Origin of the sequence: Streptomyces sp. CoH27, assembly GCF_020181035.1 — a bacterium.
Lineage (GTDB): Bacteria > Actinomycetota > Actinomycetes > Streptomycetales > Streptomycetaceae > Streptomyces > Streptomyces camelliae.
Window position 1 is genome coordinate 328668 of sequence record NZ_JAIQYY010000006.1, and the last position, 13113, is coordinate 341780.

13 protein-coding genes and 1 riboswitch are annotated in these 13113 nt (G+C 69.6%); of the genes, 3 read left to right on the top strand and 10 right to left on the bottom strand.

Annotated elements, in window-relative coordinates; genetic code table 11:
* Positions 1-3: 3 nt before the first annotated feature.
* The 4 genes from LE548_RS12165 to LE548_RS12180 form a co-directional block, all read right to left on the bottom strand.
* Complete coding sequence (locus LE548_RS12165) at positions 4-1023, bottom strand: NlpC/P60 family protein (protein ID WP_225096772.1); 1020 nt, start codon at positions 1021-1023, stop codon at positions 4-6.
* A gap of 260 nt (positions 1024-1283) precedes the next feature.
* Complete coding sequence (locus LE548_RS12170) at positions 1284-2318, bottom strand: C40 family peptidase (RefSeq protein WP_225096773.1); 1035 nt, start codon at positions 2316-2318, stop codon at positions 1284-1286.
* 220 nt (positions 2319-2538) lie between these two features.
* Complete coding sequence (locus LE548_RS12175) at positions 2539-3882, bottom strand: NYN domain-containing protein (protein ID WP_225096774.1); 1344 nt, start codon at positions 3880-3882, stop codon at positions 2539-2541.
* A 41-nt stretch (positions 3883-3923) separates the two neighbouring features.
* Positions 3924-4163: a hypothetical protein gene (locus LE548_RS12180; protein ID WP_225096775.1), complete on the bottom strand. Its 240-nt coding sequence runs from the start codon at positions 4161-4163 to the stop codon at positions 3924-3926.
* Positions 4164-4316: 153 nt separating this feature from the next.
* On the opposite strand from LE548_RS12180, the gene LE548_RS12185 reads away from it, so the two are divergent.
* Together LE548_RS12185 and LE548_RS12190 are read left to right on the top strand one after the other, a co-directional pair.
* Positions 4317-5060: a rhomboid family intramembrane serine protease gene (locus LE548_RS12185; protein ID WP_225096776.1), complete on the top strand. Its 744-nt coding sequence runs from the start codon at positions 4317-4319 to the stop codon at positions 5058-5060.
* Complete coding sequence (locus tag LE548_RS12190) at positions 5057-5338, top strand: Lrp/AsnC family transcriptional regulator (protein WP_225096777.1); 282 nt, start codon at positions 5057-5059, stop codon at positions 5336-5338. The genes LE548_RS12185 and LE548_RS12190 overlap by 4 nt, the downstream gene beginning before the upstream one ends.
* 36 nt (positions 5339-5374) lie before the next feature.
* Here LE548_RS12190 and LE548_RS12195 read toward each other — a convergent pair whose 3' ends face one another.
* The 6 genes from LE548_RS12195 to LE548_RS12220 all read right to left on the bottom strand — a co-directional run bounded on the left by LE548_RS12195 (position 5375) and on the right by LE548_RS12220 (position 12540).
* Positions 5375-6736: an aminotransferase class V-fold PLP-dependent enzyme gene (locus LE548_RS12195; RefSeq protein ID WP_225096778.1), complete on the bottom strand. Its 1362-nt coding sequence runs from the start codon at positions 6734-6736 to the stop codon at positions 5375-5377.
* A gap of 141 nt (positions 6737-6877) precedes the next feature.
* Positions 6878-6994, bottom strand: a riboswitch (SAM riboswitch).
* A gap of 139 nt (positions 6995-7133) precedes the next feature.
* A complete protein-coding gene (trpD, locus tag LE548_RS12200) occupies positions 7134-8198 on the bottom strand; it encodes an anthranilate phosphoribosyltransferase (protein ID WP_225096779.1) in 1065 nt (354 codons plus the stop codon).
* 157 nt (positions 8199-8355) lie between these two features.
* Positions 8356-9993, bottom strand: coding sequence for a cytochrome bc complex cytochrome b subunit (locus LE548_RS12205; RefSeq protein ID WP_225096780.1), 1638 nt, complete (start codon positions 9991-9993; stop codon positions 8356-8358).
* Complete coding sequence (locus LE548_RS12210) at positions 9990-11048, bottom strand: ubiquinol-cytochrome c reductase iron-sulfur subunit (RefSeq protein ID WP_225096781.1); 1059 nt, start codon at positions 11046-11048, stop codon at positions 9990-9992. The genes LE548_RS12205 and LE548_RS12210 overlap by 4 nt, the downstream gene beginning before the upstream one ends.
* Positions 11045-11857, bottom strand: a complete 813-nt coding sequence (locus tag LE548_RS12215; RefSeq protein ID WP_225096782.1) for a c-type cytochrome — start codon at positions 11855-11857, stop codon at positions 11045-11047. The genes LE548_RS12210 and LE548_RS12215 overlap by 4 nt, the downstream gene beginning before the upstream one ends.
* A 62-nt stretch (positions 11858-11919) precedes the next feature.
* Positions 11920-12540 carry a heme-copper oxidase subunit III gene (locus LE548_RS12220; protein WP_225096783.1) on the bottom strand — a complete coding sequence of 207 codons (621 nt, stop codon included), beginning with the start codon at positions 12538-12540 and terminating at the stop codon, positions 11920-11922.
* A 166-nt stretch (positions 12541-12706) separates the two neighbouring features.
* Here LE548_RS12220 and LE548_RS12225 point away from each other — a divergent pair, with 166 nt between their 5' ends.
* On the top strand, positions 12707-13108 hold the full coding sequence (locus LE548_RS12225; RefSeq protein ID WP_225096784.1) for a hypothetical protein: 402 nt from the start codon (positions 12707-12709) through the stop codon (positions 13106-13108).
* Positions 13109-13113 lie beyond the last annotated feature (5 nt).

Sequence of the window (13113 nt, forward strand, 5' to 3'; positions counted from 1 at the left end):
CCGTCAGGGCCGGGTCACCGAGGAGATCGGCATCATCCCGACGGGGTCGTACCGCACCGCCGCCCCCGGGTAGGGCGCGTGGATGACCTGGCCGTTGCCGACGTACATGGCCACATGGCTGGCGTCGGACCGGTAGACCACGAGGTCGCCGGGCCGGGCCTGGGAGAGCGGGACGTGCCGGCCGGCGAAGCGCTGCTCCTGCGAGGTGCGCGGCAGATGGATGCCGGCATGCGCGTACGACCACTGCATCAGGCCCGAGCAGTCGAAGCCGGAGGGGCCGTTCGCGCCCCAGACGTAGGGCCGGCCGAGGGCGGACTGCGCGGCGGCCACGGCGGCCGCGGCACGGGCGTCCGGGGCGACCACGCCGGACAGGTCGGGCAGGTCGGCGCGGGTGTCCCGGGAGGCGCGGTCGTAGGCGGCGCGGGCGGCGGCCGGCAGGGAGTCGATCAGCTGCCGGGCCTTGGCGAGCTTCTGCTCGACGGTCTTCTTGTGCACGGCCACGGCCTTGCGGCTCTTGTCCAGCTCGGCGAGCTTCCCGGCCGCCTCGGCGCGCTCCTGGGCGAGCTCCCGCAGCGCCGACCTCAACTCCCGCAACTGGCCTGCCTGTTGGGTGGTGATGCGGTCGAGGGTGGAGGCCTTGTCGAGGTAGTCGTCGGGGTCGTCGGAGAACAGCAGCGCGACGGCCGGGTCGATGCCGCCGGCCCGGTACTGGGCGCCGGCCAGCGAACCGAGGTGCTCGCGCAGGGTGTTGATGCGCTGCTGCTGGCGGGCCATGTGGTCCTGGGCGCCCTGCACCTCCCGGCGCAGCGAGTCGGCCTGCTCCTCGGCCTTGTCGAAGGCCTGGGTCGCCTGCTCGGCCTCCTGGTAGAGGCGGTCCACCTCGGCGCGGGTGCCGTCGTGCGGCGCCGCCTGCGCGGGTACGGCGCCGAGCGCGGCGGCCGCGGCCGACAGCACGCACAAAGCGGTGGCGCCCCGGTTGAATCCGGTGAATCCAAAGGAGGCAAGGCGGCGGTGAGACCCCACGGCGGTCCTTCTGCTGGCGGACAGATACCGCTCCCCCGGCGCCTGGGGACGGGGAGGCCCCGGCGCCGGGGGAGCGGGCCAGACAGTAGCCGTCCGTGAGGGCCCGGACCAAAGACCGTGACGGCAACACACAGTGACGCCCCGCCGCTGACGCAGGTCATCGGCGGGGCGTGGCGTCAGTTCCGGTTCCCGGGATTCGCCCGTTCGGGCGCCCCGTGTCCGCGTTTCGCGCGTGGTCCGCGGGGGTCCTGCCGGTGGGGTCAGACCCGGACGCCGAACTGGAACGGCATGTCGGAGATGGCTTCGTAGCGGACCACGGCGCCGGTGTGCGGGGCGTGCAGCACCTGGCCGTTGCCGGCGTAGAGGCCGACGTGGTGGATGTCGCCGTAGAAGAAGACCAGGTCGCCGACCTGGAGGTCGTTGATGGAGCTGATCCGGGTGCCGATGGTCGCCTGTTCCTGCGAGGTGCGCGGGATGGAGACACCGGCCTGGGCGTAGGCCCAGGAGGTCAGGCCCGAGCAGTCGAAGGAGGAGGGGCCGGAGGCGCCGTACACGTACGGCGAGCCGATCACGCTCTGGGCGGCGGCGAAGGCGGCACCGGCGCGGCCGGAGGCGGGGGTGCTGTTGCCGAGGTCGACGCGCGAGCTGGAGGAGCGGTCGGCGCGCGCCTGCTGGGCGGCCAGGTCCGCCTTCTCCTTGGCGGTCAGGGTGTTGAGCAGCTTCTGCGCGTCGGCGAGCTTGCCCTGGACGTCCTTCTTGTTCTGCGCCAGCTGGGCGCGCGTGGCGGAGAGGTCCTTGAGCTTCGCCTGGGCCTCGGCGCGCTCCTGGGCCAGTTCGCGCTGTTTGTCCTGGATCTTCTTCAGCGCGTCGACCTGCTGGGCGCTCAGCTGGTCGAGCGTGGAGGCCTTGTCGAGGAAGTCGTTCGGGTTGGAGGACAGGAAGAGCTGGACCGAGGGGTCGATGCCGCCCGAGCGGTACTGCGAGGTGGCCAGCGAACCCAGGCTGTCGCGCAGCTTGTTGAGGTCCTGCTGGCCTCGGGCGACGTTGTCCTGGATGGTGGAGATTTCCTTCTGCAGCTTCTGCTGCTTGGCCTGCGCCCCGTCGAACTTCTCGGTGGCCTGCTCGGCCTGCTGGTAGAGGTCGTCGACCTTGGCCTTGACCTGGTCCTTGCTGAGCTTCTCGCTCGGCGCGGCGTTGGCGGCGTTCGCGCTCAGCACGACGGCGGCGGCTGCTGCGGTGGTCAGCACGGTCACGCGGGCGCGACTCTGCTGCTTGGGTCGACGGTGGGACGCCACGAGGGACGAACTCCTTCGTGTGAGTGAGTGACTGATCACCCGTTCGGAGGTTCGAGCCCAGACCTTAGTGACCCAGTTGTGATCAGTTCAAATCCTCTCAGCAGAAAATCCCATCACGCAATGCATTCTTTGCACAGAACTCACATGCTGTGATGCGCGATCGACACTACGTTGCGTGACGATACGGCCAATTCGGGCATTGCATATGCCCGTTGGGCCTTCAGGACAGTCGCTTGAGAAGCACCGCAGAGGCGACGGGACGGGCACCCGCCCTGGCGACCCCGTCGGCCACCTCACGATCGGTGGAGGCGACGATGACCGGACGGCCCGGCGGCTCCGCGCGCACCAGCTGGCGGATCAGCTCGTCGGCCGTCACGCCCGGCTTGGAGAACAGCACCCGCACCCCGCGCGGCGGCGCGAGCAGCACCGGCGCGGCCAGTTCGGCGCCGTCGAAGACACACGTCACCTCGGCGCCGGTCTGCGCGGCGAGCGCCGAGAGCTGGCCGAGCAGCCTCAGGCGCTGCTTCTCCAGCGGCATCTGCGGATAGCCGGTCTTGGTGACGTTGTAGCCGTCGACCACCAGATGCGCCTGCGGCAGCGCGAGCAGCTGGTCGAGGATGGCCGGATCGTGCTCGGACAGGGCGCGCGCCGCGATGTCCTTCGGGGTCATCCGGCCCGGCTCGACGGCGTCCACGGTCTCCGCCGGCCGCACGGACACCGGCGGCAGGGCCAGCTCGCGCCGGAGGCCCTGGGTGGCGTCCAGCAGGGTGTCCAGCAGCAGCCGTACCCGCATGTCCTCCACGCTGCGGCCCTCGCGCGCGGCGCGGCGGGTGGCCTCCAGCGCCGCCTCGGCCTCACCGAGCCGGGACTTGAGCCGGCGGGACTCGCTCTCGGCGGACGACACCTGCGCCTGCGCCTCGGCCCGTACGGCGTCCATCTCGCCCTGGGCCTTGCGCAGCGCGGCCTCACCCCGCTTGACGTCGCTGAGGGCGGCACGGAGCTTACGGTGAAGCGATTCCGCTTCCCTGCGTGCCGACTCCAGCTCCGCGCGCAGCCGTTCGGTCTCGGCGCGGGTGTGCTCGCGGGCCTGGGCCAGCTCGGCGCGCAGCCGCTCCAGCTCGGCCCGGCTCTCCTCGTCGGCCCGCTCGGCGTCCGCGCGCTGGGCCTCCTCGCCGGCCGCGGCGACCAGCTTCACCCAGCCCGCCGGGCGCAGTACGTAGGCCGCGGCCGCCACGTCGAGCGGGTCCGCGGCCGGGGGCGGGGAACCGGAGTCGAGGGCGCCGGTCAGTTCCGGCTGCGCCTCTCTGAGCTTCTCCCCGATCCGCTGCCGGAACAGCGGATCGGTCTCCAGCGCCGCCGCCATCGCGTTCCCGGCGAACTTCGCCCGGCGACTGGGGGTGAACCGGGCGTACTGCCGCAGTTGGGCGGGCAGTTCGGACACGGTGAGCCCGCCGAAGCCGTCCGAGACGATCTGCACGACCCGGCGGCGCACGCCGTCGGGCAGCGGACGGTCAAGCACCTCAGCGGTGCCGTCGCCCGGCCCCCCGCCTGCGGTCTCCACCATCCGTCACACCCCACTAGTCCACTTCTTCGGGACCGCTCCGCTCAGGAGTCGGCGCCCGGCCTGTCCACGAGTTCCACCTGGTCCACCGCGTTGCACCAGCGGCAGCGCACCGATTCGATGGTCTCACTGACCACCTCGCGCTCCTCCACGGTGGGCTCTCCGGCCAGATCGAGGTGGACGTACTCGACGACCTTCGACGAACGGGTCACGTCGAACCGGGTCAGGTTGCCGCACAGGGTGCAGCGCCACCGGGTGGTCGCGGTCGGCAGGGGAACCGTCATCGTGGCAGTCCGCTTCCTTCTCGTCTCTGTCCGCGCCGTCGGCCGACGCGTGTGGCTCGTAACCCTACGGCCTGGCGGGTACTCGCCGCCCGTCCGTCCATGACGGCGAGGCGGTCTGTTGGCATGCGTCCCGTTACGTCATGCTCTGTATTCATGATCAGCGAGTGGAGCACTGCGGCCGGCCGGACCCTCAGAGCGGTGCGGAGCACCTCGGCGCCCCTCACCTACGGCCTCATCGCCCTGTGCTGTCTGCTCTTCGTCCTCGGCCCGGCCTCCGGACTCACCCCGGCCTACGGCTCCGGGGACGCCCTCGCGGCCGCGCAGCGGGCCTACTTCCGGCACTGGGGCGTGGTGCCGGCCGAGCTGTTCCACGGGCCGGCCCGCGAGGCCCTCACACCCGCCACGGCCCTGTTCGTGCACGGCAGCTGGGTCCATCTGCTCGGCAACATGCTCTTCCTCTTCGTCTTCGGGGCGATGACCGAGGAACGCATGGGCCGCGTCGAGTTCACGCTCTTCTACGCCGGCTGCGGCTACCTGGCCCTGCTGGGGTACGCGGTCGCCAACGCCGGCTCCGAGCAGTCGCTGGTGGGTGCCTCCGGGGCGATCTCGGCGGTCCTCGGTGCCTTTCTGTATCTCTTCCCCCGGGCCCGGGTGACCAGCCTTCTGCCGTTCCTGCTCTTCCTGCCGCTGCGGTTCCCCGCATGGGTCGTGCTGCCGTTCTGGGCGGCGGTGCAGTGGGCGGCGGCCGAGCAGGCCTCCGACGGGCCCGGGGTGGCGTATCTGGCGCATCTGGTGGGGTTCGGGCTGGGGTTCCTCTACGCGTGGGTGCGTTACGGACGTGGGACTAGAGTGAAGTGCACCGCAGCTCCGGCACCCGAGGGAGAGAACCAGCCGTGATCACCGCGATCGTCCTCATCAAGACCAGCGTGGACCGGATCCCCGAGATCGCGGAGCAGATCGCTTCGCTGGAGTCGGTGAGCGAGGTTTTCTCCGTCACGGGCACCTATGACCTGATCGCAATGGTCCGGGTGCGCCGGCATGAGGACCTGGCGGACGTCATCCCCGGCCGGATCAGCAAGATCCCCGGCGTGGAGGCCACGGACACGCATGTGGCGTTCCGGACGTACTCGCAGCACGACCTTGAGGCGGCCTTCGCGATCGGGCTGGACTCCTGATCGACTGAAAGCCGCCTCGAACGGGGGTTCAGTCCCTCACACCGCCGGGACGCAGCGGCCGTCCTCCGTGCGGTACGTCCACCGGGCGCCCTCGGTCACCAGTTCCCGCACCGCCGTCACGAAGCGGTCCACGTGCTCGTCGGGGGTGCCGGCGCCGAAGCTCACGCGGATGGCGTTGAGGGACTTCTCCCCCGGCGCCGCCTCGGGGGCGCCGCACTCGCCCTGGGTCTGCGGGTCGCTGCCGAGCAGGGTGCGGACCAGGGGGTGGGCGCAGAAGAGGCCGTCGCGGACGCCGATGCCGTACTCGGCGGAGAGCGCGGCGGCGAAGTGGGAGCTGTTCCAGCCCTCCACCACGAAGGAGATCACGCCGACGCGCGGGGCGTCGTCCCCGAACAGCGACAGCACCTTCACCTGCGGGACCTCGGCCAGACCCGCCCGGACCTTGCCGATCAGGTACTGCTCGCGGGCGACCAGGGTCTCCCAGCCGGCCTCGGTGAGCGCCTTGCAGGCCGACGCGATGGAGTAGGCGCCGATGACGTTCGGCGAGCCCGCCTCGTGCCGGGCGGCGCTCTCGTGCCACTCCACGGCCACTCCCCCGTCGGGGCGCCGGGTCACCTTGCGGCTGGCGCCGCCGCCCGCGAGGTACGGCTCGGCCGCGCGCAGCCAGTCGGCGCGGCCCGCGAGGACACCGGAGCCGAAGGGGGCGTACAGCTTGTGCCCGGAGAAGGCGACCCAGTCGACGTCCAGGTCGCGGACGTCCACCGGGTGGTGCGGGGCGAGCTGGGCGGCGTCCAGGACGATCCGGGCGCCGTGGGCGTGCGCGGCGGCGGCCAGCTCGCGCACCGGCCACAGCTCTCCGGTGACATTGGAGGCGCCGGTGACGCACACCAGGGCCGGGCCGTAGGGGTCGCGGTCGGCCAGGGCCCGCTCCAGGGTCTCCACGGCCTGCCGCGGGGTGCGCGGGGCATCGAGGTACGTGACCTTCGCGTCCTGCCAGGGCAGCAGGGAGGCGTGGTGCTCGGTCTCGAAGACGAAGACCTCGCAGTCGGCCGGGATCGCCCGGGCCAGCAGGTTCAGGGAGTCGGTCGTGGAGCGGGTGAAGACCACCTGGTCGTCGGCGCAGCAGCCGAGGAACTCGGCGACCGTCCGGCGGGCGTTCTCGAACAGGTCGGTGGAGAGCTGCGAGAGGTAGCCGGCACCGCGGTGGACGCTGCCGTAGTACGGCGCGTAGGCGGCGACGTCGTCCCAGACGCGCTGCAGGGCGGGGGCGCTGGCCGCGTAGTCGAGGGCCGCGTAGGTGACCTCGCCACCGGTGACGAGCGGGACGGTGACATCCCGGCCCAGAACGGGCAGCGGGGAGCAGACGGACTGGTCGGCGGCAGCGGTGAAGACAGACATGGGGAACTCCCGTGAGAACGTACGGCGAGAAGGCGTACGGAAAGAAGAGAAAAGGGGTGCGGAGGCGGGGCTCTGCGGCCCTATCGCATTCGCTTGCTCACGGAAGGCTCCTCGACGACCAGGACCCCTGGCTGATCGAGGGGTCCGCGCTTGCCGTAGACCTCTCTGCCTACGACCTGGTCTTCACCCGGGGCACCCCGCCACGGACGGAGGGTTGCCGGACAGCCGGCCGGGGCCTGAAGGCTGTCACTCATGACCTGGTCAGGAAGCTAGCCGAGCTGATCACCGTCACGCAAGTCGTGTCCGTATGCCGGGCACGATTCTCCGCAGCGACGGCGATCAGCCACGACGGCGCGGTCCGGCGGTGCCGGACTCGCCGTCACCCATGGGTGGCCGGCTAGCGATTCGTGGCGGCCACCCACCGCTCCAGCGCCTGCCTCGCCGCACCCGAGTCGATCGACTCGGCGGCCTGGGCCATGCCGGCCCGGATCTGTTCGGTCAGCGAGGCGTCCGCCGGGTTCAGGGCGACCAGGGCCGCCGCCGAGTTCAGCAGCACGGCGTCCCGGACCGGGCCCCGCTCGCCGTCGAGGAGGCGGCGGGCCACCTCCGCGTTGTGGGCCGGGTCGCCGCCGCGCAGGGCCTCCAGGGGGACGAGGTCGATGCCCGCCTCGCGCGGGTCGAAGACCTCCTCGGTGACCTTGCCGTCCCTGACGACCCAGACATGGGACGTGGCCGTGGTCGTCAGCTCGTCCAGGCCGTCGTCGCCGCGGAAGACCAGCGCGGAGTTGCCGCGCTCCGCGAGCACGCCCGCGACGATCGGCGCCTCCCGCGCGACGGCCACGCCGACCGCCTGGGAACGCACCTTCGCCGGGTTGGTCAGCGGACCGAGCAGGTTGAACACCGTCCGGATGCCCAACTGGCCGCGGGCGGCGCCCACATGACGCAGCGCCGGGTGGAACTTCACCGCGAAGCAGAAGGTGATGCCGGCCTCGTCGGCGACCTCGGCCACCCGCCGGGGCGTGAGGTCGAGGTTGACGCCCAGCTTCTCCAGGACGTCGGAGGCTCCGGAGGCGGAGGAGGCGGCGCGGTTGCCGTGCTTGACCACCTTGGCGCCCGTACCGGCGACGACCAGCGAGGACATCGTGGAGATGTTCACCGTCTTCGCCCCGTCACCGCCGGTGCCGACGATGTCGACGGTGCGGCCCGGCACCTCGATCACGTTCGCGTGCTCGTACATCGTGCGGACCAGACCGGTGATCTCCTCGACCGTCTGGCCCTTGGCCCGCAGCGCCACCGCGAACCCGGCGATCTGCGCGTCGGTCGCCTCTCCGCGCATGATCCGGTCCATCGCCCACGCGGTGTCGTCGGCGGACAGGTCCTGGCCGCCGAGCAGGCCGTTCAGCAGGGCGGGCCAGGAGCGGCCCGCCGCGGTGTCGCCTCCAGCGGGGGTCACAGCGCTCATAGCCGCTCCTGGGGTGTCGTACCTGCAAAACCAATGGTTGTTCCCCAGCCTATCGGCCCCGGACATGGCGAAGGGCCCCGTCCGGTGGGGGTACCCCCTGCTCTGTTGAGCTTGGGGTACGGACGGGGCCCTTCAGCGTGGCGTGGCGACGCGTGGATCAGTGGTGGCCGTGGCCGCTCGTGATCTCCTTGTATTCCTCGACGGTGGCCTTCGGGATCTGGCTGTCCTCGCCGTAGTAGGCGCTGGACAGCTTCACCCGCAGCTTCTCCGAGGCCGGAATCTTGCGCTCGACACCGTTCTCGTCGACCGCCGGGCCGACCTGGGCCGGCTCGTACTGGTGGTGAGCCGTGAGGGTGTGCAGCTGCTCCTGGCTGAGCGGCTCGTGCACCTCGATGAACTCACCGTGCGGCAGGCGCTTGATGATGCCGGTCTCGCGACCGTGCAGCACCTTCTCGCGGTCACGGCGCTGCAGACCCAGGCAGATCCGCTTGGTGACGATGAACGCGATGACCGGGCCGACGAAGAAGCCGATGCGGACGAACCAGGTGACGTCGTTGATCGACAGGTGGAAGTGGGTGGCCCACAGGTCGTTGCCACCGCCGACCAGAGTGATCATGTACATCGTCACCCAGGCGACACCGAGGCCGGTACGGGTCGGGGCGTTGCGCGGGCGGTCCAGGATGTGGTGCTCGCTCTTGTCGCCCGTGACCCAGGACTCGATGAACGGGTAGACCGCCATCGCCGCCAGGACCACACCGAAGATCACCAGCGGGATGAACACGCCCAGGACGAGCGTGTGGCCCCAGATGTTGATCTCCCAGCCCGGCATGAAGCGGATCAGACCCTCGGCGAAGCCCATGTACCAGTCGGGCTGGGCGCCGGTGGACACCTGGTCCGGACGGTAGGGGCCCATGGCCCAGATCGGGTTGATCTGAGCGACCGCCGCGATGACCGCGATGACACCGAAGACCAGGAAGAAGAAGCCTCCGGCCTTGGCCATGTACACCGGCAGCAGCGGCATGCCGACGACGTTCTTCTCGCTCTTCCCGGGACCCGCGAACTGCGTGTGCTTGTGGTAGAAGACCAGGATCAGGTGCGCCACCATCAGGCCGAGCATGATGCCCGGCAGCAGCAGGATGTGGATCGAGTAGAACCGGGCGACGAAGTCATGGCCGGGGAACTCGCCGCCGAAGAGGAACATCGAGATGTACGTGCCGACGATCGGCATCGACAGGATCGCGCCCTCGGTGAAGCGCACACCGGTGCCGGAGAGCAGGTCGTCCGGGAGCGAGTAACCGGTGAAGCCGGTGAACATGCCGAGGACGAACAGCAGGAAGCCGAACAGCCAGTTGATCTCACGCGGCTTGCGGAACGCGCCGGTGAAGAACACGCGCATCATGTGCACGAACATGCCCGCGAGGAAGATCAGCGCGGCCCAGTGGTGGATCTGCCGGATGAGCAGACCACCACGCACGTCGAAGGAGATGTGCACGGTCGAGTTGAACGCCTCGGACATCAGCTGTCCCTGGAGCGGGACATACGAGCCGTGGTACACGACCTCGTTCATCGACGGGTGGAAGAACAGCGTCAGATAGACACCCGTCAGGATGATGATGATGAAGCTGTACATGCACACTTCGCCCAACATGAACGACCAGTGGTCGGGGAAGATCTTGCGCATGTTGCTCTTGGCCAGGGAGTAGATCCCCAGGCGGCCGTCGACCCAGTCGGCGACGCGCTCGCCGGCCGGGGCGTTCCCGCGAGAGCGGGAGTTGTCGTTCGCGTTAGTGCTCATCCGCGCTCCCAGAATGCAGGACCGACGGGCTCCTCGAAGTCGCCGAGCGCCTGGAGGTAACCGTCACTGTCCACGCCGATGCGCAGCTGCGGCAGGGCGTGGCCGGCGGGACCGAAGATCACTCGGGCACCGTCGGAGAGGTCGAAGGTGGACTGGTGGCACGGGCACAGCACGTGGTGCGTCTGCTGCTCGTAGAGCGAGATCGGGCAGCCGACGTGGGTGCAGATCTTCGAGAAGGCGACGATGCCCTGGTGCGACCAGTCGAGCTCGCGCTTGTCCTTGATGTTGTCGGGCTGGAGCCGGACGATCATCAGGGCGGCCTTGGCGATCTCGTTCTGGAAGTCCTCGTTGGTCTCCTCCAGGCCGTCCGGCTTGGCGAAGGTGAGGGAGCCGACGGCGACGTCCTCGGGACGCAGCGGCTGGTTCGTGTTCATGTTGACCAGGCGCTTGCCGTTGGCCCACAGGGTGTGCCGCAGCTTGGACTTCGGCGCCGGGCCGAGACCGCCGAGCAGGAAGACCGCGGAGAGCGGCATCAGGGTCAGCGCGCCGAACATCGTGTTGCGGATCAGCTTGCGCCGGCCGAGACCGGACTCCTCGGCACCCTGGCGGAAGTCGTCCATGACCTTCGCCTTGAGCTCCGGCGAGGCCTCGATCGCGTGCCGCTCGTCGGCCATCTCCACGTCGGACATCAGGGTGCGGGCCCAGTGGACCGCGCCCGCGCCGATGCAGAACAGCGCCGTGCCGAGGGTCAGACCCAGCGCGAAGTTCAGCGCGCTGATGTGCCCGATCGGGAAGACGAAGATCGACTTGTCGTGCGGGATCGCCAGGTAGGCGGCGATGAAGCCGACGGTGGCCAGCATCGACACCGTGAACAGCAGGGCGACGACGCGCTCGGACCGCTTGGCGGCCCGCTCGTCGATGTCCTGGATACGGTGCTCGTGCGGGGGCAGGCCCGGGTCGGCGAACGGGTTCTTCTCGTCCGCCACGCTCACGGCGCCGTGCGCGTGCTCCTGCTCAGCGGGCAGGTTCTCTTCTGGAATGTCTTGGCTACTCATGACTTCTTGGCCTTTGCGGTCCGAGCGGCGACCCAGACGGCGACCGCGATCAGCGCGCCGAGGCCGAAGATCCAGGCGAACAGACCCTCACTGACCGGCCCGATGCCGCCCAGATCCAGACCGCCCGGGTTCTCCGTCTTGTCGCCGTTGACCGCGTTCAGGTACGCGATGATGTCCTTCTTGTTCTTCGAGGACAGCGTGGTGTCCGGGAAGGACGGCATGTTCTGCGGGCCCGTCTGCATGGCCTCGTAGATGTGCTTCGGAGCGACACCCTCCAGGCTCGGCGCGAACTTGCCCTTCGTCAGGGCACCGCCCTTGCCGGTGAAGTTGTGGCACTGCGCGCAGTTGGTGCGGAACAGCTCGCCACCCTTGGCGATGTCCGCGCCGGCCGGGCCGTACTGATCGCTGGTGGGCACGTTCGGGCCGGCGCCCAGCGAGGCGACGAACGCGGCGAGCTGGTCGATCTGCGTCTGGTTGTAGATGACCTTCTTGCGCGGGACCTGGGCGCCCTGTGAGGTGGCGGCCGGCATACGGCCCGTGCCGACCTGGAAGTCGACGGCCGCGGCGCCCACGCCGACCAGGCTCGGCCCGTCGGAGGAGCCCTGGCCACCGGTGCCGTGGCAGCTGGCGCAGCCGACCTCGTAGAGCTTCTTGCCCTCCTTGATGGTCAGGGACTGGGAGGTTTCATCGGCCTGCGCCTTGCCCGCGGGTGCGAACGCGGCGTACAGCCCCCCAGTGGCCGCCAGCGCGAGGAGTAGGACGACGACCGCCGCCAGCGGATGGCGTCGTCGTGCGGAGAGCTTTTTCACGGATTACCCCGGTGTCAGGATCTTCTGCGTCGATGCTTCTGGATGTGCGGGAGCCGGTCCCGCTACTTGATCAGGTAGATCGTGGCGAAGAGGCCGATCCAGACCACGTCGACGAAGTGCCAGTAGTAGGACACGACGATGGCGGCGGTCGCCTGCTCGTGAGTGAACCTCTTGGCCATGTAGGTGCGGCCGAGGACCAGCAGGAAGGCGATGAGCCCGCCCGTCACGTGCAGGCCGTGGAAGCCGGTGGTCAGGTAGAACACCGAGCCGTACGGGTCCGAGGACAGCGAGATGCCCTCGTCCTTCACCAGGCTCGTGTACTCGTAGATCTGACCGCCGATGAAGATCGCACCCATGATGAAGGTGACGATGAACCACATCCGGAGCTTCTTCACGTCACCGCGCTCGGCCGCGAACACGCCGAGCTGGCAGGTGAGCGAGGAGAGCACCAGGATCGTGGTGTTCGTCGCCGAGAAGGGCACATTGAGCGCGTCGGCCATGTGCTTCCAGTGCGCCGGACCCGTCACCGATCGCAGGGTGAAGTACATCGCGAAGAGGGCCGCGAAGAACATCAGCTCGGAACTCAGCCAGATGATGGTTCCGACGCTGGTGAGGTTCGGTCGATTGACCGACGGGTGCGCGTGCCCGGTTTCTACTGTCGTTGCTGTCGCCACGACCGACATTATGTCGGTCGCTTATCCCGCCCTCACTCCGGGGGGTGCCGTTCGGAGTGTTGCTGCCCGCCGAACCAGTGTTGACGTGGTGTTCATGGGGACTTCGACGGGAGTAACATCCGGCCGAACGGCCCTGTCCGTCCCGTCCGTACGACGCTGACGTCCCGGAGGAACCATGCAGCCGACCGCCACCGTGCTGGTCTACAGCGACGACTCCAACACCCGCGAGCAGGTACGGATGGCCGCTGGCCGCAGGCCGGCTCCTGACGTCCCCTTCGTCGAGTTCGTGGAGTGTGCGACGCCCGGCGCCGTGCTGCGTGAGCTGGACAAGGGCGGGATCGACGTCTGTGTGCTCGACGGTGAGGCCGTGCCGATGGGGGGCATGGGGGTGTGCCGGCAGATCAAGGACGAGGTGTTCAACTGCCCGCCGGTGCTGCTGCTCATGGGCCGGCCTCAGGACGCGTGGCTGGCCACGTGGAGCCGGGCCGATGCCGCGGTGACCCTTCCGGTGGACCCTGTCGAGTTCGCCGCCTCGCTCGCTTCCCTGCTGCGGCACAAGCGGTTGTTGAGCGCGTAGGAGCT